21 protein-coding genes are annotated in these 22,150 nt (G+C 61.1%); 7 read left to right on the top strand and 14 right to left on the bottom strand.

Annotation, left to right across the window (positions count from 1 at the left end; translation table 11 throughout):
• Positions 1 to 30 precede the first annotated feature (30 nt).
• Positions 31 to 900: a phosphoribulokinase gene (locus tag BFR47_RS02520; protein ID WP_071471613.1), complete on the top strand. Its 870-nt coding sequence runs from the start codon at positions 31 to 33 to the stop codon at positions 898 to 900.
• Positions 901 to 1,355: 455 nt separating this feature from the next.
• Here the strand turns inward: BFR47_RS02520 and BFR47_RS02515 are convergent, their stop codons facing one another.
• Positions 1,356 to 1,760: an OsmC family protein gene (locus BFR47_RS02515; protein WP_071471612.1), complete on the bottom strand. Its 405-nt coding sequence runs from the start codon at positions 1,758 to 1,760 to the stop codon at positions 1,356 to 1,358.
• A gap of 181 nt (positions 1,761 to 1,941) precedes the next feature.
• On the opposite strand from BFR47_RS02515, the gene crp reads away from it, so the two are divergent.
• Positions 1,942 to 2,580, top strand: a complete 639-nt coding sequence (gene crp, locus BFR47_RS02510; RefSeq protein ID WP_071471611.1) for a cAMP-activated global transcriptional regulator CRP — start codon at positions 1,942 to 1,944, stop codon at positions 2,578 to 2,580.
• Positions 2,581 to 2,635: 55 nt separating this feature from the next.
• Here crp and BFR47_RS02505 read toward each other — a convergent pair whose 3' ends face one another.
• From BFR47_RS02505 to hutI, 11 genes are all read right to left on the bottom strand, one after another.
• Positions 2,636 to 3,739: a phosphoribosylaminoimidazolesuccinocarboxamide synthase gene (locus BFR47_RS02505; protein ID WP_071471610.1), complete on the bottom strand. Its 1,104-nt coding sequence runs from the start codon at positions 3,737 to 3,739 to the stop codon at positions 2,636 to 2,638.
• A gap of 105 nt (positions 3,740 to 3,844) precedes the next feature.
• Complete coding sequence (locus BFR47_RS02500; protein WP_071471609.1) at positions 3,845 to 4,519, bottom strand: metal-dependent hydrolase; 675 nt, start codon at positions 4,517 to 4,519, stop codon at positions 3,845 to 3,847.
• Positions 4,520 to 4,622: 103 nt separating this feature from the next.
• Complete coding sequence (locus BFR47_RS02495) at positions 4,623 to 6,668, bottom strand: TonB-dependent receptor family protein (RefSeq protein WP_245748769.1); 2,046 nt, start codon at positions 6,666 to 6,668, stop codon at positions 4,623 to 4,625.
• A gap of 156 nt (positions 6,669 to 6,824) precedes the next feature.
• Positions 6,825 to 7,598 (bottom strand): ABC transporter ATP-binding protein, encoded by a 774-nt coding sequence (locus BFR47_RS02490; RefSeq protein WP_071471607.1) that lies wholly within the window; start codon positions 7,596 to 7,598, stop codon positions 6,825 to 6,827.
• Positions 7,599 to 7,600: 2 nt separating this feature from the next.
• A complete protein-coding gene (locus tag BFR47_RS02485) occupies positions 7,601 to 8,611 on the bottom strand; it encodes a FecCD family ABC transporter permease (protein WP_071471606.1) in 1,011 nt (336 codons plus the stop codon).
• Complete coding sequence (locus BFR47_RS02480) at positions 8,608 to 9,567, bottom strand: FecCD family ABC transporter permease (protein ID WP_071471605.1); 960 nt, start codon at positions 9,565 to 9,567, stop codon at positions 8,608 to 8,610. Before BFR47_RS02480 ends, BFR47_RS02485 begins: the two co-directional genes overlap by 4 nt.
• Positions 9,564 to 10,505: an ABC transporter substrate-binding protein gene (locus tag BFR47_RS02475; RefSeq protein WP_071471604.1), complete on the bottom strand. Its 942-nt coding sequence runs from the start codon at positions 10,503 to 10,505 to the stop codon at positions 9,564 to 9,566. The genes BFR47_RS02480 and BFR47_RS02475 overlap by 4 nt, the downstream gene beginning before the upstream one ends.
• A gap of 213 nt (positions 10,506 to 10,718) precedes the next feature.
• Complete coding sequence (gene hutH / locus BFR47_RS02470) at positions 10,719 to 12,251, bottom strand: histidine ammonia-lyase (RefSeq protein WP_071471603.1); 1,533 nt, start codon at positions 12,249 to 12,251, stop codon at positions 10,719 to 10,721.
• Between the two features lie 4 nt (positions 12,252 to 12,255).
• Entirely contained in the window at positions 12,256 to 13,968 is a 1,713-nt protein-coding gene (hutU, locus tag BFR47_RS02465; RefSeq protein WP_071471602.1) for a urocanate hydratase, read from the bottom strand.
• A 12-nt stretch (positions 13,969 to 13,980) separates the two neighbouring features.
• Complete coding sequence (gene hutG, locus BFR47_RS02460; RefSeq protein ID WP_071471601.1) at positions 13,981 to 14,910, bottom strand: formimidoylglutamase; 930 nt, start codon at positions 14,908 to 14,910, stop codon at positions 13,981 to 13,983.
• On the bottom strand, positions 14,907 to 16,115 hold the full coding sequence (hutI, locus tag BFR47_RS02455; RefSeq protein ID WP_071471600.1) for an imidazolonepropionase: 1,209 nt from the start codon (positions 16,113 to 16,115) through the stop codon (positions 14,907 to 14,909). Before hutI ends, hutG begins: the two co-directional genes overlap by 4 nt.
• A gap of 200 nt (positions 16,116 to 16,315) precedes the next feature.
• On the opposite strand from hutI, the gene BFR47_RS02450 reads away from it, so the two are divergent.
• Entirely contained in the window at positions 16,316 to 17,626 is a 1,311-nt protein-coding gene (locus tag BFR47_RS02450) for a YjiH family protein (protein ID WP_071471599.1), read from the top strand.
• A gap of 88 nt (positions 17,627 to 17,714) precedes the next feature.
• Positions 17,715 to 18,251, top strand: a complete 537-nt coding sequence (locus tag BFR47_RS02445; protein ID WP_071471598.1) for a YaeQ family protein — start codon at positions 17,715 to 17,717, stop codon at positions 18,249 to 18,251.
• A gap of 114 nt (positions 18,252 to 18,365) precedes the next feature.
• On the opposite strand, the gene hutC is transcribed toward BFR47_RS02445, so the two are convergent.
• Positions 18,366 to 19,073 carry a histidine utilization transcriptional repressor HutC gene (hutC, locus tag BFR47_RS02440; protein WP_071471597.1) on the bottom strand — a complete coding sequence of 236 codons (708 nt, stop codon included), beginning with the start codon at positions 19,071 to 19,073 and terminating at the stop codon, positions 18,366 to 18,368.
• 154 nt (positions 19,074 to 19,227) lie between these two features.
• Here hutC and BFR47_RS02435 point away from each other — a divergent pair, with 154 nt between their 5' ends.
• The gene (locus BFR47_RS02435) at positions 19,228 to 19,701 is read left to right on the top strand and encodes a MarR family winged helix-turn-helix transcriptional regulator (protein ID WP_071471596.1); all 474 of its coding nucleotides are present in this window, start codon (positions 19,228 to 19,230) and stop codon (positions 19,699 to 19,701) included.
• 83 nt (positions 19,702 to 19,784) lie between these two features.
• On the opposite strand, the gene BFR47_RS02430 is transcribed toward BFR47_RS02435, so the two are convergent.
• Positions 19,785 to 20,366: a YjaG family protein gene (locus BFR47_RS02430; RefSeq protein WP_071471595.1), complete on the bottom strand. Its 582-nt coding sequence runs from the start codon at positions 20,364 to 20,366 to the stop codon at positions 19,785 to 19,787.
• A gap of 155 nt (positions 20,367 to 20,521) precedes the next feature.
• Here BFR47_RS02430 and BFR47_RS02425 point away from each other — a divergent pair, with 155 nt between their 5' ends.
• Complete coding sequence (locus BFR47_RS02425; protein ID WP_071471594.1) at positions 20,522 to 21,466, top strand: D-2-hydroxyacid dehydrogenase; 945 nt, start codon at positions 20,522 to 20,524, stop codon at positions 21,464 to 21,466.
• The gene (locus BFR47_RS02420) at positions 21,466 to 22,059 is read left to right on the top strand and encodes a uracil-DNA glycosylase family protein (protein ID WP_071471593.1); all 594 of its coding nucleotides are present in this window, start codon (positions 21,466 to 21,468) and stop codon (positions 22,057 to 22,059) included. Before BFR47_RS02425 ends, BFR47_RS02420 begins: the two co-directional genes overlap by 1 nt.
• Positions 22,060 to 22,150 lie beyond the last annotated feature (91 nt).

Here is a 22,150-nt window from a genome sequence, read left to right as displayed (position 1 = left end):
TTCACAGTTTACTCAATTTCAGGGTTCGTTATGTCAGCCAAGCACCCCATTATTGCGGTTACCGGCTCCTCGGGTGCCGGCACTTCAACGTCCACCACCGTGTTTCAGTCCATGTTTGCCCAGCTCGGGGTCAAGGCCGCCATGCTCGAAGGCGACAGCTTTCACCGCTATACCCGCCCGGAGATGGACGTGGCCATTCGCCGGGCCCGGGAGCAAGGGCGACATATCAGCTATTTCGGGCCGGAAGCCAACGACTTCGAACTGCTGGAGCACTTTTTCAAGGAGTATGGCAATACCGGCACCGGCCAGTTCCGCCGTTACCTGCACACCTTCGACGAGGCGGTGCCCTTCAATCAGATGCCGGGCACCTTCACGCCCTGGCAGCAGCTGCCGGAAGACACCAATCTGTTGTTTTATGAGGGCTTGCACGGCGGCGTGGTCACCGACGATCACAATGTGGCGCAACATGTGGATCTGCTGATCGGCATGGTGCCCATCGTCAACCTGGAATGGATCCAGAAGCTGATCCGCGACACCGCCGAGCGCGGCCACTCCCGGGAAGCGGTCACCGACTCCATCGTCCGCTCGATGGAAGACTATATCAATTTCATCACGCCCCAGTTTTCCCGCACCCATATCAACTTTCAGCGGGTACCGACGGTGGATACCTCCAACCCCTTCAGCGCCAAGGTGATTCCCAGCGCCGACGAAAGCATGATGGTGATCCGCTTTCGCGGCATCAAGAACGTGGACTTTCCCTATCTGCTGGCGATGATCGACGGATCCTTCATGTCCCGACGCAACACCATAGTGGTGCCCGGCGGCAAGATGGGCTTCGTCATGGAGCTGATCCTGCGTCCCATGCTCGAGCAATTGCTGGAAACCGGCAAGATCCGTTAACCTGGCTGCCTCTGTCGCAGACCGCCCCACAGCATAAAGAGGCAACAGGGTTGTCTCTTCCGACACGCTTCGGTAAATGACACTCACTTTTCAACCTGCTGCGCACATTCACTGGATGTGCGGTCAGGCTGAAACAGTTCGTCACGGCGAGGCACGCTCGCCCCATGTAACGCTCAGCACATGACATCTGACCGCCATGGACGGCGGGAATGCCAACATAGCAGGAGCATTTGTTGGCCCTGTCATGTGGCGGTCGGCTGAAACAATCCCTGTTACCTCTTCTGGAACACCGGGTTTTCTGAAAATGGCGCCAACCGGAGACGCCGGAGCATCAAGGAGGACAAAGGGATCTGCTCAGCCGACCATCCGCACCACGGATGGTGCGGCTGAGCCTACATGGAGGTATCCACGGCGAGTCGGCGGAGCGGACCCTTTGCCCGACTTTACCTGATTACTCAGGCGCTACGGATCTCATAGGAAGATTCGACGGTAACCGCCTTTTCCAGCATCTTCATCACCGAGCAGTACTTGTCCATCGACAGCTCAACGGCGCGAGCCACCTGCTTCTCGGCCAGATCCTGACCCGTCACCACAAAGTGCAGCCGGATGGCGGTAAAGACCCGGGGCGGATTCTCGGCCCGGTCGGCATCCAGCTCCACTTCACAGCCGGTGACCTGCTGACGTCCCTTTTCCAGAATGGACACCACATCGATGGCACTGCAGCCACCGGCGCCCAGCAGCACCGCTTCCATCGGGCTGGCGCCCTTGCCCGGATTGGTGCCGTCCAGCACCATCTTGTGACCCGACTCGGATAGTCCCTCGAAACACATTCCTTCCAACCAGGTTACCTTGGCTTTCATAACATCTCCTCATTGAAAAACCGCATCTTAGCCTATCGTCCGGGAGCCGACGAGGGGGATAAAAAACTCAAGGCCCTTGATGGCAGGGCACAAGCCTTTTATGCTAGCGAATTATCTACGCATCAAGGCAAGGCAGCCTGTTCGCCAGGCGTTCGGCCCGAGTCAAGAAAGAGGAAAGTCCATGGTTATTGGCAAGTCTCAAAGTGACCCTACCCTCGAATGGTTTTTGTCACATTGCCATATTCATAAATACCCGGCAAAAAGCTCACTGATCCATGCGGGAGAAAAGGCCGAAACCCTCTATTACATAGTAAAAGGCTCTGTGGCGGTGCTGATCAAGGATGAAGACGGCAAGGAAATGATCCTGTCCTACCTCAACCAGGGTGACTTCATCGGCGAGCTGGGGCTGTTTGAAGAAAACGAAAGCCCGTTGCGCACCGCCTGGGTCAGGGCCAAGTCGCCCTGTGAAGTGGCCGAGATTTCCTACAAGAAGTTTCGCCAGCTGATCCAGGTTAATCCGGAAATCCTGCTGCGGCTGTCGGCCCAGATGGCCAGCCGACTGCAAACCACCAGCCAGAAGGTCGGCGATCTGGCCTTCCTGGACGTGACCGGCCGTATCGCCGAAACGTTGCTCAGCCTGGCTCGCCAGCCGGACGCCATGACCCATCCGGACGGCATGCAGATCAAGATTACCCGCCAGGAAATCGGCCAGATCGTCGGCTGCTCCCGGGAAACCGTCGGCCGTATCCTGAAGATGCTGGAAGAACAGAACCTGATCTCAGCCCACGGCAAGACCATAGTGGTATTCGGCACCCGTTAAACCGCCGCTTCGGCTCCCATCATAAAAAAACCCGGGAACTCCCGGGTTTTTTCGCTTAATCAATCAGACCGTACTGGTCGCGCAATATGGCGATGATATCCGCCTTGGGATTATCGGATAATTCCAGCTTCTGGCCGGTTACCTTCTCGGCGATCCCCACATAGGTACGAGACACATTCATCAGCACCTCGACCGGCAAGGCATTGTCCCGCGCCAGCGCTTCCCGCTCGGGCATGCGCTCTTTATTGAGCAGAATATCCGGATCCGGGAAATGGTTGAGCAACAGCTGGCGGAAGCCTTCTTTCGAATTTTCCACGATACGCCCTTCGCGATAGGCCGGGCCGTCCCAGATACGGGATGAGTCGGGGGTACCCACTTCATCCATGTAAATCAGCTTTTCATTGCCCGCCGCGTCGGTGACGTAACCAAACTCGAACTTGGTATCGACAAACATCTGATCCAGCTTGGCCAGTTCATTGCTTATCACCTCGAAGCCTTCCTTCAGCAACCGCTCGTAACGGGCGATATCGTCCGGGTTGCGGAAGTTGAAGGCGGCGAAGTTGTCTTCGATATTCTGGCGGGTGATGTTGACGTCGTCCGCCTCCGGCACCCCGGGAATCCCCTTGAGAATGCCCTTGGTGGACGGAGTCATCAGCAGCTCGGGCAGCCGCTGGTCCTTTTGCAGGCCATCCGGCAGGCGAATGCCGCAGAACTCGCGCTCGCCCTTGGCGTAACTGCGCCACATGGAGCCGGTGATGTACTGGCGGCAAATGGCCTCGATCTTCACCGGGGTCGCCTTCTGCACTATCCACACGAAGGGGTGAGGAATATCCAGGATATGACTGTCGGCCAAGCCCTGCTCGCGGAACAGCTTGAACCAGTGGTTGGAAATAGCGTTCAGCGCCGCGCCCTTGCCGGGCACGCCCTGCATGCCACCCTCGCCGTGCCAGATGCAGTCGAAGGCGGAGATGCGATCGCTGATCACCATGATGGCCAGAGGCGCATCGGCGGCCACGTTATAGCCTTTTTCCCGGATCAGGCGGCGGCTGTCTTCTTCGGTCAGCCAGTAAACAGAGCGGACCTTGCCACTGTGCACCGGCTGGCGGGTACGGATCGGGAGGTCGTTGTTAACGGCCAATACCTTGTCTGCAAGACTCATCACTTGTGTCCTGTGTGTGGAATGTTAAACCTGTACTGGCCGTCGCCCCGGTGATTATTGTGGTTGTACTGAGCGGTGGCGGCTCATGCCAGCGGCGCTATCTTATCAGATGTGGGAAAGCGGCAATAGCCGCTGCAGCACCAGCAACAGGGACGGGGTGCTGGGCGCCAGCCACCAGCAGCCCGCCAGCAGAGACAGCAGCAGCAGATTGGGTATCGGTGCCGGCCATTCGGTGATTTTCAGCGCGGTACCGAAGGACTTCTTCAGCCGCCGCCCTTCCAGATCGATGCTGTACAGCTCATCCAGCAGCAAATGAATACAGGCCCCGGCAAACACGAAGATCCCCACCTGCCAGGCCAGCTCTGCCGGCAGCCGGAACAGACGGGAGCTCACCACCACAGCGCCACCGGCAAAGACCAGGTTGGCCAGCAGCGAATGCAGGGCGCCTCGGTGTACGGTAAAACGGGCAAAAAGCCAGCACAGGAGATAACGCACCAACAGATAGGCCCCGGCCCCCAGCACCAGGGTATCGACCAGCGGCAGATATTGTCGGCCATAGAGCAGCGCCAGCATGGTGCCGAGAATACCGAACAGCCGGAAGATGATACGAATGGAGCGGGAAGAGTCGGCGTCGATGTCCGGCATGATGCCGCCCAGAGAGCCGGCCAGCCACAGCAGGCCCGCCTCGGGCAGGGTCACCAGCTGGGCCCAGGCCATGGTGCCCGCCAGCAGGCCGCTGACCACCGCGGCCACCTTGATATGAGTTCTGAAATCCGCCATCGACCACACCCCCGGCTGAAAAGGTGGCGAGTGTAGCATGGTGGTACTGGATAAAAAAACAGGGCCAGAAGGCCCTGTAGTGATATGAAGAAGACGATGAGCCTCAGAAGCTCAGCTGACCTTCCAGCATGTAGGTGCGTCCCGGCGCCGGCAGGCGACCGACCGGACTCACATCCACGCCGCGGAAGTAGTAGTCCTCATCCAGCAGGTTGTTCACGCCCAGCCCCACGTTCAGCATCATGTCGTTGCCCAGGGGAATATCCCGGCCCAGGCGGCTGTTGACCAGGGTATAGGCGGGCAGTTCGCCGGCGCTGCCATTGGCGGTTTCATCCACCGTATTGGCCGCATCGCTGAAGCTCTCGGACACATACAGCGCATTGGCGCTGGCGGTCCACGGACCCACCTCGTAGGTGGCATCGGCGCTCACATGGTGGCGCGGCGCATTGGGCAGCTCATTGCCCTGGTAGTCGCCGGTCAGCTGCTCGGTATCCAGCAGGGTATAGCCCATTCCCAGCGCCAGCTCCTGAGTGGCCTGCCAACGACCTTCAAGCTCGATGCCCTGCTGGCGGGTCTCGCCCAGGTTCTCATAGATCAACGCGGTGCTGTTATAGACAATCTGGTCTTCGTAATCGATACGGAACAGGGTGGCGGAAGCTTCCAGGTTGTCGGTCAACTGCCAGCGGGCGCCCAGCTCGTAGTTCCAGGCGGTTTCGTTGGCCACATCGCCTTCCCTGATCACCTGGGCGGTCTGCACCGGCACCAGAGAGCGCTGGGCATTGGCGAACAGGAACACATCATCGGTGGCCTGCAGGCCCAGGGTCAGGCCCGGCAGCCATTCGGTGGCATGGTTGTCACTGACGGCACCGGAAATGGCATCCTGATAGTCGGTGCGCACCTCTTCGTAACGGATGCCCGGGGTGATGGCCAGGCGATCGTCCATAAAGCGCACCGTATCGCTGACATAGGCGGCATAGGCGTCAGTGGCGAAGTCCCACTCCCGCACCGAGGTGTAGTTACCGGTGGCCAGCTCCAGGCGATTGACATCGAAGTCCACCTCTTCCCGCACATAACGGCCGCCCAGCATCAGGGTATGGTTACCCAGCTGCTTGGTCACCCGCGGCTCGGTGCCATAGACCTTGAACAGCCGGGGAGAGTCGGCCACATGGCTGGCGGTGCCTTCAGGGTCGGCCCAGTTGCCACCGGAGGTCAGATCCTGGCCGAAGAAGAAGGTCCGATCCGCATCATGGGCAAAGTTACGCCACTGGAATTCAAGATCGTCGCTGGGGGTATGGATCCAGGTCAGGCTGGCGCGCCACATATCCGCATCATAGCCATCACGGGAGCGCTGGGACTGGGTACGATCGGCCTCATAGGCGGCCGGGCTCAGGGCGCCGGGCAGGTCGGCGGTCACATCATAGTACTGCAGCTGGGCCTTGAGCTCGTTGATATCGTCGAGGAAGTAATCGACATCGAAGATATAGCTCTGCACCTCGGTGTCCGAATGATCGCGAAAGCCATTGCCTTTCTGCAGGTTGGCCTGGAACTGCAGGCCCAGGTTGTCGGTGACGAAGCCGCCCACCCGGTAGTAGGTATCGGTCATCACATGGCCGGTGCCGTCGGCGATCAGCAGCCGCTCGCGCAGGGTCTGCTCCATCTCGTTGGGAATGGGTTTGGTGACCAGGTTGAGCACACCGCCCACATTGTTGGGGCCATAGTGTACGGCGGCGCCGCCACGCACCATATCCACCGCTTCCAGGCTGGGCAAGGTCACCGGAAACAGCGACACGCCCACATTGGTATAGGGGCCGATGGCAATCGGATAGCCGTCCACCAGCATCTGCACCCGTTCGCTGCGCAGCGGGTTCAGGCCGCGCACCCCGATGTTGGGCAATATGCCGGTGCCGGTTTCATCCAGTACCTGAACACCGGGTACCTGGCGCAGGGCATCCTCCAGGTTGAGGGCGGCGCGCTCGTGCAGCTCCTCGCTTTCCACCACGTTGCGCGCCCCGGTGTAAGTCTTGGCGTTTTCCTTGCTGGGAGTGCCCAGCCAGTCCCCTTCGACCACCACCTGTTCCAGCTGGCTGGTGGCCACTTCCTCGGCAGCCAGCGGCATGGCCGGCATCAACGCCAGGCTGACCAGAACACTCAAGGGGCGACGCCGGAAACCGGCGGCCACATTATTTACTTTCCCTGCAAAAGACATAAAAACAAAACCCAAATGATAATGATTAATATTTGCTTATTATTTTTTATTAAGCCTTTAGTTTCAATTAAAAATTGAACTTTTTATCAATTCCGTTGCCGCCTACCTGGCCGTGCCCCGCGCCAGGGCATAATGATAGCCGTCCTCGTCCCTGGAAATGATGGCATCGACACCGAACACATCGGCGATCAGCTCGCGCTTCAGCACCTGTTTCGGACTGCCCTGGCAAATCAGCCGTCCTTCACGCATCACCACCAACTGGTCTGCATAGCGGGCTGCCTGGTTCAGTTCATGCAGCGACATCAGTACCGACAAGCCTTGCTCGCTGTTCAGCTCCCTGAGCAGCTCAAGGGTTTCCAGCTGGTAGCCCCAGTCCAGGTAGGTGGTCGGCTCGTCCAGCAACAGCAGAGCCGCCTGCTGAGCCAGGGCCATGGCAATCCAGACCCGCTGCTGCTGGCCGCCGGACAGGCTGCGCAGCTGGCGACTGGCCAGTTCCGCAACCCCGGTCAGCCGCATCGCCCAGTCCACCCGATCGTGATCCTCCTGGCCGGGACGACGCCACAATCCCAGGTGAGGATAGCGGCCCAGCATTACCAGCTGCTCCACCCGGATCTCGTCCGGCGCCGTCGGCTGCTGAGGCATAAATGCCAGCTGGCGCGCCAGCTCCCGTCTCGGCCACTGACCAAGCGGCCGGCCCTGCAGGCGGATTTCCCCCGCCTCGGGGGTCAGCAGGCCGGCGAGTCCCTTGAGCAGGGTGCTCTTGCCACAGCCGTTGGGACCGAGCAGGGCGCAGATCCCCGCGTCCAGCCCGAGGCTGATGCCGTTGACAATCCGCTGCTCGCCATAGCCCAGACTCAGCCTGTCGATTTCCAGCATGTTCATACCTTGCGATTGAGTAGATAGAGGAAGAAGGGACAGCCGACCAGGGCGGTCACCACGCCGACCGGCAGCTCGAACGGACTCATCAACACTCGGCCCAGGGTATCGCCGATCACCACCAGCAAGCCGCCCAGCCAGATGCAGGCCCACAGCTGGGCCGATACACCCTGCGGGCAAAGCCGGCGGGCCAGCCAGGGCACCAGTATGCCGACAAAGCCGACCGGCCCGCTCATGGCCACGGCGCTGGCGGCCAGAGCCACCGCCAGCGCCAGCATCAAGCCGTTCCACAGGGTGACGTTAAAGCCGAGGGTCTGTGCCTTCTGCCGGTCCAGACTCAGCAGCACCATGGGGCGGGCCAGGCCGGTGACCAGCGGCAGCAGTACCAGGCTCCAGGGCAGCAGCGCCCAGACCTTGTCCCAGCCGGCACCATAGAGGGTGCCCGCCAGCCAGAGGATGATCACTTCGCTGGTAGCCTGGCCCCAGAGCACCAACGCGCCCATCAGCAGGGCGGAAAAAATGGCGGCGCAGGTGGCACCGACCACCGCCAGCCGGACCGGGCTCAGCCCGGTGCTGCGCCATAACGCCCACAGCAGCCCGCCCGCCAGCAGGCCACCGGCCAGGGTCAACCAGGGCAGCAGCGACAGGGTGACCGGCACCAGCTGATAGGAAGCGTCCTGGCCCAGTAACCGGGTCATGACCACAAACACCGTCACCGCCGCCAGCCCGCTGCCGGAAGAAATGCCGAGCACCCCGGCATCGGCCAGGGAGTTGCGGGTGATCAGCTGCAGCAGGTAGCCGGCCAGGGCGAAATGGGCACCCACCAGCACCCCAAGCAGCACCCTGGGCATGCGGTAGTCCATCACCACCCGATGGATATGCTCCCCGGCCTCGCCCGCCATCAGCGCCACCAGGTTGGTAAACTGCACGCTGGCCGCTCCCTGTATCAGGGCGATAAAGGCTGCCAGCACCAGCAGCAGGGGCAAGCCCAGCGAAGGCAACAGTCGTCTCATACCTTCTCCTTCACCATCAACCACAGCAGCAGCGGGCCGCCGAGCAGGGCGGTCATCACCCCCAGCGGGATTTCCTGGGCGGTGCCGGGCAGCCTGGCCAGCAGGTCGGCGCTCATCAGCAAGACACCACCCAGCAGCAGGCTCAGGCCCATGGGCAGGCGCCGTCCCGGCCAGCAGAACCGCACCATATGGGGGGCCAGCAGGCCGACAAACCCGATGGGACCGGCCACCGCCACCGTCGATGCCGCCAGCACGGTGGCCAGCACCAGGTACCAGGCCCGCCAGCGCGCCGGTTTCAGACCCAGGCTCAATGCCATATCGTCACCACCGCTAAGCAATTCCAGGTTGCGCCGGGTCAGCCACAGGGCCAGCAGCGGCGGCGCCATGCAGCACAGCAATAACAGCAGTTGAGGCCAGCTACGGCCGGCCACGCCACCCGCCATCCAGAACAGGAATTCACCGGCGTCCGCCTCCGCCCGCAACAACAGGGTGGTGGTCAGGCCGCCGCACAGGGCGGTGACCGCCACCCCGGCAAGCACGATGCGGGTTGGCTGCAACTGCCGGCCTCCGGCCAGCAGCAAGGTCAACAGGCCGGCGCCCAGGCCACCGATGATCGCCAGCCAGGGGGTCAGGTTAACGCCGGCTTTCAGCAACAGGATACCGGCGACCACCGCCAGGGCGGCACCGGCGGAGACCCCCGTCAGCCCGGGGGACGCCAGCGGGTTACGGCTCACCTGCTGCATCACCAGCCCCGACAGCGCCAGACTGGCGCCCACCACAAAGGCCAGCAAGGCCCGCGGCAGGCGCAGCTCCCATACCACCACACTGGCCAGGCCCTCGCCCTGCCCCAGCAATGCCGCCCATATCTGGGCCGAAGACAGCGGCAGGCGGCCCAGCGCCAGCCCGCACCAGAGCAGCACCGGCACCAGGATCAGCGCGAAAATAAGTGACTTCATCGAAAGGAATGTAATGCCAGGTCGGCCGGAAGATCGGCGGGTGCGTCAAACAGATCCGGATAGGCCAGGTGCCCCAGCTGGCGCAGGATCAGCTCCCGGGCGATGGGGCCACCGCCCTCTTTCCAGTGCTGACCGACCAGGTAGACCCGCTGGTTTTTCACCGCCTTGAGGTGCTTCCACAGCGGATTTTTGACAAAGGCCCTGGGCTGGGCGCTGGGAAACAGCACCAGGATATCCGGGTCGGCAGCCAGCAGTTGCTCCAGCGGCATACGAAAGCCGAACGGCAGTTTGCCCGGCCAGCCGGGGCTGGCCCCGGCCACATTGTGCAGGCCCAGCGCGGTCGCCAGCTCTACCGGCAGGAAATGATCGTAATAGACGAAGGGCTGTTCGCTGGCGGTCACCAGCAGGGCGATGCGCTGCCCGGCCCGCTCCCCTACCTGCCCGGCCATCTCGTTCAGGGTCTGCTGGAAATCCTGGTTGAGCCGTTCGGCCTGATCCGACTTGCCGACCAAGGTGCCGATGTCGGACACCGCCTTCAGGCTGTCCGACAGGGTCAGATCATCGAACGCCACATAGGGCGCGATGGCGTCGAGTCGTCCGGCGATGGTCTCGGTATAGCGCCGTACCGCCAGCACTGTATCCGGTGCCAGCTCGGACAATAGCTCCAGATTGGGTTGTCCCCTGGCGCCCAGGCTGACCGCCCCGCTGACGGCCTCCCCCAAATAACCGGGCCTGTCCTGTTCACCAAACTGGGTGACGGCCACCGGCGCAACGCCCAGCGCTACCAGGGTATCGGCGGCAAAGGTGGAAATCGCCACCGGCCGGCTGGCCGGCTGGGTCATGGCTACCTTTACTCCCCTGTCATCGGTGACCTGAATCCCGGCCAGCACCTGAAAGGACAATACCGCCAGCAGGGCGACTCCAACCGTTATTCTCATCTGACACCTCCTTATGGAATGGCTGATGAGTCTAAAACAAATAAGAATCAAAATCAGTTGCTTTTTACCCAATCAAACCCTTCCATCCCGACAGCTTCGGCAAGGGACAACCCGCGTATGGCCTGCTCATGTCATGCCTGTTCCCTCAATACCGACAACAAAAAAGGGGCTGCCCAAGCAACCCCTCACATACCCCTAACAGTGCATTCATGCTCAGTGGCTGGGCAGCAGACCCGGCTGTACCAGATGGCTCAGGCTGTTGGCCTTGAGCAAAGCATCGGCCTGCTCGATATCCGGCGCGAAGAAGCGGTCCTTGTCGTAGTAGCTGACTTTTTCACGCAGGGTCTGACGCGCAACCTCCAGCGCTTCGGTGGTCCTGAGACCATCGCGGAAGTCCAGGCCCTGACAGGCGGCCAGCCACTCGATGGCCAGCACGCCGCGGCTGTTTTCCACCATCGGCCACAGGCGACGGCCACCGTTGGGGGCCATGGACACATGGTCTTCCTGGTTGGCGGAGGTCGGCAGCGAGTCGACCGAGTGCGGGTGCGCCAATGCCTTGTTGTCGGAAGCCAGCGCCGCGGCGGTGACCTGGGCGATCATGAAGCCGGAGTTGACGCCGCCGTTTTCCACCAGGAAGGGCGGCAGACCGGACATGTGGGTATCCATCATCAGGGATACCCGACGCTCGCTCAGGGAGCCGATTTCGGCAATCGCCAGGGCGAGGTTGTCCGCCGCCATGGCCACCGGCTCGGCGTGGAAGTTGCCGCCGGAAATCACGTCGTTGTCGTCGGCAAACACCAGCGGGTTGTCGGACACGGCGTTGCCTTCTACCAGCAGCACCTCGGCGGCCTGACGCAGTTGGGTCAGGCAGGCCCCCATGACCTGGGGCTGACAGCGTAGAGAGTACGGGTCCTGCACCTTGGTGCAGTTGCTATGAGACTGGCTCAGCTCACTGAACTCGCCCAGTACATGGCGGTAACCGGCGGCGGCGTCGATTTGCCCCTGCTGGCCACGCACCTCATGGATGCGCGGGTCGAAGGGACGACGCGAGCTCAGGGTGGCCTCCACGGTCAGGCCGCCGATGACGATGGCGCTGGCGAACAGGTCTTCCGCCTCGAACAGGCCGCGCAGGGCGAAGGCGGTGGACACCTGGGTGCCGTTGAGCAGGGCCAGGCCCTCTTTCGGTGCCAGGGCCATCGGTGTGAGGCCGGCAATTTCCAGCGCCTGACCGGCACTGATCACTTCGCCTTTATAGCGGGCGGAGCCTTCACCCAGCAGCACACAACTCATGTGGGCCAGCGGCGCCAGATCGCCGGAGGCACCGACGGAGCCCTTGCCCGGAATGCAGGGATAGATTTCATGATTGACCAGGGTCATCAGCGCTTCCAGCACCTGCAGGCGGATGCCGGAGAAACCACGGGCCAGGCCATTGATCTTCAGCACCATGATCAGGCGCACCAACTCGTCGCTGATCAGTTCGCCCAGGCCGGTGGCGTGGGACAACACCAGAGAGCGCTGCAGGGTTTCCAGATCTTCCGGCTTGATACGGGTGCTGGCCAGCAGGCCAAAACCGGTGTTGATGCCGTACACGGTGCGATCTTCGGCGACCATGCGGTTAACGCAGTCAACAGAGGCCTGAATGGCGTCGTGGCAGCTGGGGGCCAGTTTGATCTGGACCGGCTGTTCGTAGACCTGGCGCATCTCGGCCAGGGTCATTTTTCCGGGGTTGATCGTCAGCGTTGTCATCACATTAATCCTTGTTAACCATTGGCAGATCCAGACCCTGTTCACGGGCACAATCGATAGCAATATCATAACCGGCATCGGCGTGGCGCATCACACCGGTACCCGGGTCATTGCGCAGTACCCGGCCCAGGCGGACGGCGGCGGCATCGGTGCCGTCGGCCACGATCACCACACCGGAGTGCTGGCTGAAGCCCATTCCTACCCCACCACCGTGGTGCAGTGACACCCAGGTCGCGCCGCCCGCCGTGTTCAGCAGGGCATTCAGCAGCGGCCAGTCGGAAACTGCATCGGAGCCGTCGAGCATGGCTTCGGTTTCGCGGTTGGGGCTGGCAACGGAGCCGGAGTCCAGATGATCACGACCTATCACTATGGGCGCTTTCAGCTCGCCGTTCTTGACCATGTCGTTGAAGGCCAGCGCCAGCCGGGCGCGGTCTTTCAGGCCGACCCAGCAGATACGGGCAGGCAGCCCCTGGAAGGCGATACGCTCACGCGCCATGTCCAGCCAGTTGTGCAGGTGCGGGTTGTCCGGGATCAGTTCCTTCACCTTGGCATCGGTCTTGTAGATATCTTCCGGATCGCCACTCAGGGCCACCCAGCGGAACGGGCCTATGCCTTCACAGAACAGCGGACGCACATAGGCGGGCACGAAGCCGGGGAAGTCGAAGGCATTCTTCACGCCTTCTTCCAGCGCCATCTGGCGGATGTTGTTGCCGTAATCCAGGGTAGCGGCACCGCGGCTCTGCAGATCCAGCATCGCCTGTACCTGTACCGCCATCGACTGCTTGGCGGCCTTGACCACGGCGGCCTCATCCTGCTTGCGCATCTCGGCGGCGTGCTCCATGGTCCAGCCCTGGGGCAGGTAGCCGTTCAGCGGATCGTGGGCGGAGGTCTGGTCGGTAACCACATCCGGGGTAATGTTGCGCGCGACCAGCTCCGGGAATACATCGGCGGCGTTACCCAGCAGACCGACGGAAATCGCTTCACCCTTGGCTTTCGCTTCATCGATCATGCCCAGCGCTTCGTCCAGGCTGTAGGCCTTCTTGTCGACGTAACGGGTGCGCAGGCGGAAGTCGATACGGGTTTCGTCACATTCGACGGTAATACAGTTGAACCCGGCCATGGTGGCGGCCAGCGGCTGAGCGCCCCCCATGCCACCCAGACCACCGGTCAGTACCCAGCGTCCTTTGGCTTCACCGTTGAAGTGCTGCTTGGCGACGGCGACGAAGGTTTCGTAGGTGCCCTGCACTATTCCCTGAGAGCCGATGTAGATCCAGGAGCCGGCGGTCATCTGGCCGTACATCATCAGCCCCTTCTTATCCAGCTCGTTGAAGTGCTCCCAGTTGGCCCAATGAGGCACCAGGTTGGAGTTGGCGAGCAGCACGCGCGGGGCGTCGGCGTGGGTCTTGAACACCCCCACCGGCTTGCCGGATTGCACCAGCAGGGTCTCGTCGTCTTCCAGGCGAGTCAGCACTTCGGCAATGCGATCGAAACAGTTCCAGTCACGGGCCGCACGGCCGATGCCGCCGTACACCACCAGATCTTCGGGGCGCTCGGCCACGTCCGGGTGCAGGTTGTTGTGCAGCATGCGGTAGGCGGCTTCGGTCAGCCAGCTCTTGCAGACTTTGTTCACACCGGTCGGTGATTCGATAACGCGACCGGGGGCATGGCGCTTGTCTTGCTGTGACGTATTTTGTTGTGACGTATTTTGCTGTGACATGGTGGGTCCCTCTTACAGTGTCAAAGTATGAATTAACCGAGCCGCCAGCCGGGCCGTATGGCCATCGACGTCATACTCGGGGTTCAGTTCGGCCAAATCCGCCAGCCGCAGCTTGCCGCTGGCGGTAATCTGTTCAATCAATGGTTCAATCACATCCAGTGCTACCCCCCGGGCGGCCGGTGCACTGACACCGGGCGCCTGCGCGGCGGGAAACACATCGATATCGATGGTCAGGTACAGGTGGTCGCAGCGACCGATGAAGTCACCCAGCTCGCTGTGCATCTCGGTCAGGCGGCTCTGAGTCATGGTTCTGTCTTCCCATGTCAGTACCTGCAGCTGTTCGGCCTTGTCGAACAGGGCCCGGGTATTGGAGCCCCGGCTCACGCCCAGACAGGCGTACTGGAACGGCCAGTCTTTTTGCTCACAGACCTGGGCTATCTGGGCGAAGGGGGTGCCGGAAGACACCACAAAGCCCGGGTCCCGCAGGTCAAAATGCGCATCGAAATTGATGATCCCGATACGGGGGCATGCTTCTTGCGTCGCCAGGTGTTGCGCCAGACCGCTCCAGGAGCCGAAAGCCACCTCGTGGCCGCCCCCCATGACGATGGGCAGTTGCCGATGTGCCAGACACTCGGCCACCCGCTCGGCCAGGGCGCGGTGCGCCGCTTCCAGATCTTCGCCTGCACAGACCACATCGCCGGCGTCATAAACCGGGGCCGACTGGTGCCAGGCCAGACTCGCCAGCATCTTGCGCATGGCGGCAGGGCCTTGAGCTGCCCCGACTCGGCCCTGGTTGCGGCGCACCCCTTCATCGCTACAAAAACCGATCAGGGTCGTGCCCGGCTCGGACGCAGGGCTGAACGGCTGCACCTCTTGATGCCAACGGGCGGTATTGGCCTCGGGATCGACCCGGCCACTCCAGGCGCTCATGTCCGGTTTCATGCTTCCACTCCTGCAACAATGCGTGTCGTTAATCGGGGCAGGCCCACGCTATAGGCCAGTTCCGCCGGATTGGTGGTGTCCCACAGGCAGAAGTCGGCCTGCAGTCCGGGGGCGATACGGCCCACTTCTGCCTGTAATCCCAGCGCCCGGGCACCATGGGCGGTCACGCCGCGCAGGGCCTCGATAGGGGTCAGGCGGAACAGGGTGCAGGCCATGTTCAGCATCAGCTTCAGGCTGAAGATGGGCGAGGTGCCCGGGTTGGCATCGGTGGCCAGCGCCATCGGCACCCGGTATCGACGCAGCAGCTCGATGGGCGGCAGCCGGGTCTCGCGCAGCATGTAGAAGGCGCCGGGCAACAGGGTGGCCACGGTGCCGGCCTCGGCCAGGGCCTTGACCCCGGCTTCATCCAAATATTCGATATGATCCACCGAAAGCGCACCGGCCCGGGCGGCGGCGGCGCTGCCCCCCAGATTGGACAGCTGTTCGGTGTGCCCCTTGATGGCGAGGCCATGCACCCTGGCGGCGGCATAGACTCGCTCGCACTGCTCGACCGAGAAGGCGATGTTCTCGCAGAACACATCTACCGCATCGGCCAGTCCTTCGGCGGCGGCCGCCGGTATCATCCGGCTGCACACCAGCTCGATGTAACCGTCGGCATCGCTCTGGTATTCCGGCGGCAGCGCATGGGCACCGAGCAGGGTGGTAACCACCCGAACCGGCAGCTCACGGCCGAGACGGCGCGCCACCCGCAGCATCTTCAATTCGTTTTCCACATCCAGGCCGTAACCGGACTTGATTTCGACCGTGGTCACGCCGTCGGCCATCAGGGCCTGCAGGCGGGGCCTGGCGCTCTCGAACAGCTCGTCTTCACTGGCGGCGCGGGTGGCGCGCACCGTGCTGATGATGCCGCCGCCGGCACGGGCAATCTCTTCGTAGCTCGCCCCTTCCAGTCGGGCTTCAAACTCGCCGGCCCGGTTGCCGCCAAACACCAGGTGGGTATGGCAGTCAACCAGTCCGGGGGTCATCAGGGCGCCCTTTGCATCGACGCACTCGAAACCGGATTGATCGGCGGCGTTCAGTTCGCTCATTGGCTTGAGCCAGGCAATTTGGCCCTCCTTCACGGCCACCGCCATCGGCTCGGCGGCGCCGTTCAGGCCATCGAACAGAGAGGCATTTACCCAGAGGCGAGGTGATGACTGATTCATGAAAGCGTCCTTGATGCGTTATTTGTATATACATTTAAACCTATTTTTTTTATCTGGCAACCCCTTTAAACCAAATCAGCCAAAAAATTGACCAAACCCACATTAAAAATATACACATCATTAACTTTATTTAATTTTGTATATACATTAGTCATTCATTACCCTCAGTGCTTACTTATCACCAGTTACAAGGAGTTCCTATGAATCAGGTTACGGAGCAATCCAGCGCCCCTGGCAAGGCCGTGGGTCGGCTGCTCGGGTTGAGTGCGATTGGCATATTTATCTTCTTCATCCCCATCAGCCTGCAGGGCAAGACCAGCATACCGCTGGATCACATGGTGGGCTGGCTGCGCGGCGCCCTGGGTGAAGCCGGCGCCGGCTGGTATGCCATGGCGATGATACTGGCCGGGGCGGTTTACCCGCTGATCACCGGCCGCTGGAAGCAGAGCCTGACCGATCGCGTTTTTCTGCTGCTGAAGTGGCTGGGAGTGGTCGCCGGCATTCTCGCGCTCACCGGCGCCGGCCCCGCCGCCCTGCAGACGCCGGACATGCTGCCGTTTCTGTTCAACAAACTGGTAATTTCGGTGGGGCTGATCGTGCCCATCGGCTCGGTGTTTCTCGCCTTTCTGGTGGGTTATGGCCTGCTGGAAGCCATCGGCATCCTGGTGCAGAAGCTGATGCAGCCCATCTGGCGCACGCCGGGCCGCTCCGCCATTGATGCGGTGGCCTCCTTCGTCGGCAGCTACTCCATCGGCCTGCTGATCACCAACCGGGTCTATGTGTCCGGTCATTACTCGGCCCGGGAAGCAGCCATTATCGCCACCGGATTTTCCACCGTGTCGGCCACTTTCATGATTATCGTGGCCAAGACCCTGGGGCTGATGGCGATCTGGAACCAGTATTTCTGGCTGACCCTGCTGATCACCTTTGTGGTGACCGCCATCACGGTACGGCTGCCGCCATTGTCACGGCTGGATAACCAGGCCCAACACCGGGAACCGGCCTGTGAGAACGGTAACCGTCTGGGTATTGCCTGGCAGAGTGGTCTGGAAATTGCCGAGCAGGCGCCGAGCCTGGGCAAGAACGTGGTCGACAACTTCAAGGATGGTCTGGTGATGACCATCAGCATATTGCCGTCCATCATGTCGGTGGGGCTGATTGGCCTGTTGGTGGCCAAGTACACGCCGATGTTCGACTGGCTGGGTTACCTGTTCTACCCGGTGACCTGGCTGTGGGGAGTGGAAGACGGCATGCTGTTGTCCAAGGCGACCGCCTCGGGACTGGCGGAAATGTTTTTGCCGGCACTGCTGATGGCCGAAGCCGACTTTGTCGCCCGCTTCGCCGCCGGTGTGGTGTGTGTGTCTTCGATACTCTTCTTCTCGGCGTCGATTCCCTGCATTCTGGCCACCCGACTGCCGCTGAAAGTGGGCACCCTGGTGCTGGTATGGTTTATCCGTGCCTTTCTGAGCCTGCTGCTGGCCATTCCCGTGGCCATGCTGATCGCTCCTTGATCCCTCCCCGCCCGGCCGCTTCTGCGTGCCGGGCTGGCTCCGACTGCGGCTTACCGTTAAGATGTCGTCTTTTACGCGAGACGACCTCATGGCCCTGACTGCCACCCTGCATAAAGTTCGCATGAATATCAGCGACTTGCACCGACATTACTATCAAGAACACAGCATGACCGTGGCCCGTCATCCATCGGAAACCGAAACCCGGATGATGGTGCGCCTGCTGGCCTTTATGCGCCATGCGGATGAAGATCTGAGCTTTACCAAGGGCCTGAGCACCGACGATGAGCCGGAGTTGTGGCAGAAATCGCCGGATGGCCGCATCCTGCTATGGGTGGAGTTGGGTGAACCCAGCGTCAAGCGCATCAAGCAGGCGCTGTCCCGGGCCGAACAGGTGGTGGTGTACAGCTACGGCGGCCGCAGCGCACAGGAATGGTGGAACAAGCATCAGATCGAACTGACTCAGCTGCCGCGGCTGCAGATTTACCATTTGGACGATCCGCAACCGGCTCGGCTGGCCGAGCTGTGCCAGCGCAGCATCGATCTGTTCGCCACCCTGCAGGAAAATGAAATCCAGCTGACCGATGGTGAACACAGCCTGGACTTGCAGCTCAGTCAGTGGCGGTAAAATTCTGGATTCTGGATTCTGGATTCTGGATTCTGGATTCTGGATTCTGGATTCTGGATTCTGGATTCTGGATTCTGGGGGCATTATCCAGTCCCTAATCCCCGCTCCCGCCGGTCAAAGCTTCAGCGTTGACCGCAGCTTGTATCTGTCGCCCGGATGCCAAAGCCGGGCGAAACTGACCAACTGATGCATGGACCAGGTACGCCGGGTCACCAGCAGGCAGGGAGTCTCTTGCCGTAATTGCAGCCAGTCACGGACCATGACGGGCGCCATTCGTGCCTCAACTATGTGCTCCAGATCCGACAGCGGACAATGCTCCACCAGGTAGGCGTTGGGAGTCTGCTGGCTGAAATCACACTGCAGATAACCGGACGCCAGCGCCGGATTAACAAAACGCTCTTCCACCTGGATGGGTACCTTGTTTTCCAGGTGGACGATCACCGAGTGAAACACCCGGGCATTGAGCCGCATCCCCATCTGCAGCGCCACTTCTTCATTGGCTCGAATCGCCTCCAGCACTCTCACGCTATTGCTGTATTCGTGACCGCGGCTTCGTACCTCGTCGGCAATATTGTTGATATCCGCCAGCGGCGATTCGGCCTTGGGCTCGGTCACAAAGGTACCCAGTCCGGCCCGACGCATCAGGTAGCCTTCCTGCACCAGATCCCGAATCGCCTTGTGGGCCGTCATTCGGCTGACCTTGAACTGCTCGGCCAGCTCCTGCTCGGGTGGTATCTGCTGGTGCAATGGATATTCTCCGGACTCGATTCGAATCAGGATATGTTGTTTGATCTGCTGATAAAGGGGAATGGATTGAGTCACGTGGCCTCCTGTAACGATTCCAATTGTACATACAATTGCCGGGCTGTCCCAGACAGAACCGCTTAAAGCATGTGCCGGCTCCCGCAGGACTTTAAACAGCGGTCAATTTACGCTATGGTGCGCGCAAATTCAGTCAGCTATCGGCGGGAGTACCTTGGAAAAACATGAAGAAGTGCTGGTGGCGCTGCGCCAGATCATCCGAGCCATCGACCTCCACTCCCGTCAGCTCAGCAAGGCTTCGGGCCTGACCGGCCCCCAGCTGTTGCTGTTGCAGGCCATCAGCGAGCATGGCGATATCACCATGCGCATGCTGGCCCAGGCCACTCACATGAGCCAGGCCACCGCCACCACCATTATCGACCGGCTGGAGCAGAAGCAGCTGGTACGCCGGGAGCGCAGCCAGACCGACAAGCGCAAGGTGCATGCGGTGCTGACCGAGGATGGCAAGGCCAAACTCGAAACGGCCCCACGGCCGCTGCAAGACAGCTTTCTGCAGCGTTTTCAGGCATTGGAGGCCTGGGAGCAAAACCTGCTGCTGTCTTCGGTACAGCGTATTTCCTCGATGATGAACGCCGACGATCTGGATGTGGCCCCCCTGCTACAGGTCGGCAGCCTGCTGCACGAATAAGAAGACGCGAGGGGTAAACCACTCCCCTCACGCCTTGCTATTCACCCTTCACACTCTTATATCCACCCGCCTCATACCGACGATTACTCTTCCAGACTGATGCCTATATTCGAGACCCCGTCCTGAGCGGCAAAATCCCGGATGGCCAGAATGGTTTCGGCCGCTCTCGGCTGGCCTACCCGCTCCAGCAACTCCACCTGGAACTCCATTTCCGCCGCCATCAGTTCATTCTCATACAGCTCTTCTTCGCTCAAATCCCGTTCCGCCAGCAGCTCGGCAAAACCGGCAACGGTTCCCAGCGACGCACCGCTGGCTTCGATCGCCTCTTCTCCGATACGACAAATCACCGAGTTATAGGCCGCGCCCACGGCAACACAGGCGTCCAGAGCCGGGTAGGCCCCGTAACTTTCAAAACGTGACGGATCGGGAATGAATGCCTCGAACGATTCCAGCTCGGCACCCAAATCCACCCGGGACCCCTTGACCGTCAGATAGGTCCAGAGTACATCCAGGGTGTCGCGAAAACGCTCGCCGTTGCCGAATGAAGAAGTATCGGCAAACAGCCGATAATTGGGATACATCCGCTCGGCCAGCGCCAGCGCAAACACCGTTTGCTGCCAGGGTGCCAGCTTGTTGATTTTTTTGTAGAATTTATCACCGAACACGGATATTTCCTTGTGGTTGGGGCTACCGCACCGTGGCCATGTTGACCGTTTACGGCCGGGGCTCACACTTTATGCGGGAAACGCTGAAATAAGTTTATGCTTGTGCCATTGTCGCATAAAACGCTGTCACACAAAGCATATTGAGGAGAGAAGGTATGGCCAATCATACCCTGTTACTGCTCAGCCAGGATAACGCCGAATATCAGGCGCTGCTGAAACAGGCCTATCTGCCCGGACTGACCATACTGGCCCCGGAACAGGAGGACGAGATTCAGGCCGCGCTTGCCCGGGCCGATATCCTGCTGGGCGAGCCGGCCCGGCTTCGCGCACGGTTGAAAGAAGCACGAGCGCTCAAGTGGGCCCAGTCCACCTATGCCGGCGTCGATCTGTTGCTCAGCCCCGACTGCCGTCAGGATTACCAGCTCACCAATATCAGAGGCATCTTCGGCCCCCTGATCAGTGAATATGTGTTTGCCCATCTGCTGTCGCTCACTCGTCATCTGCGCCACTACCGGGAGCAGCAGCGGCTGCACAACTGGCAACTACTGCCCTATCACAGCATTCGTGGCAAGACGATGCTGATCATCGGTACCGGCAGCATCGGCCAGCAGGTGGCCGCCACTGCGGCCCACTTCGGGATGGAAGTGCTGGGCATCAGCCGCTCCGGGCGCGAAGCCCCCGGCTTCGATCATACCTACCAGCTCCCGGCCCTGAACAAGGTACTTCCCAGGGCCGATGTAGTGGTCAGCATACTGCCCTCCACCCCCCAGACCCGAGGCCTGTTCGATAGCGAACGCATGAAACATTTCAAACCCGGGGCTATTTTCTTCAACGTGGGGCGCGGCGATGCAGTGGATGAAAGCGCGCTGATCCAGACCCTGCGTCATGGCAACATCGGTGCGGCGGTACTGGATGTGTTTACCACCGAGCCGCTACCGAGCGCCAGCCCGCTGTGGGACATGCCCAACGTGGTGATTACCCCGCACAACGCCGGCTACAGCTTCCCGGATCAGATAGTGACCCGTTTCAGTCGCAACTATCTGAAATACATCGAGGGCAAACCGATGGAAGGGCTGGTGAATTTCAATCTGGGATACTGATGAGCGAGAACTTCGACCGGCTGCTGCAACGGGTCCGGGCCTGCCGGCTCTGCGAAGCCCATCTGCCGCTGGGCCCCAGACCAGTAGTACAAATGGCGCCCGACGCCCGGATCCTGATCATCGGTCAGGCCCCGGGTACCCGGGTCCATGAGACCGGTATTCCCTGGAACGATCCCAGCGGCGACACCCTGCGCCGCTGGCTGCAGCTGAGCCGGGAACAATTCTACGATCCCGCCGTGGTCGCCATCATGCCCATGGGATTCTGCTACCCGGGCCGGGGCAAAAGCGGCGATCTGCCGCCCCGCCCGGAATGTGCACCCGCCTGGCATGAGCAACTGCTGGCCGCCCTGCCCCATATCCGGCTCACGCTGCTGATTGGCCAGTATGCCCAGCGTTATTATCTGGGCAACCGCTATCGCACCCTGACCGACACGGTACGCCACTGGCGAGACTTTGCCCCCGACCGGTTGCCGCTGCCTCATCCCTCTCCGCGCAACCGCCGCTGGTTGACCCAGAATCCCTGGTTCGAGCAGGAGGAGCTGCCGGCACTGCGGACGCGGGTACATGAAGTATTGGGGGAAGGGCAGCTTTAAGCCGTAAGCCATCAGCTATAAAACAAATGGGACTGTGAGATCGGCGTTATTTCTGCAATACCAACACCATCTGATGGTTTGCGCCGACTAC

This window comes from Oceanisphaera psychrotolerans (assembly GCF_001870485.1).
GTDB classification, from domain to species: Bacteria; Pseudomonadota; Gammaproteobacteria; order Enterobacterales; family Aeromonadaceae; genus Oceanimonas; species Oceanimonas psychrotolerans.
This window is presented reverse-complemented; position numbering and strand designations above follow the sequence as displayed.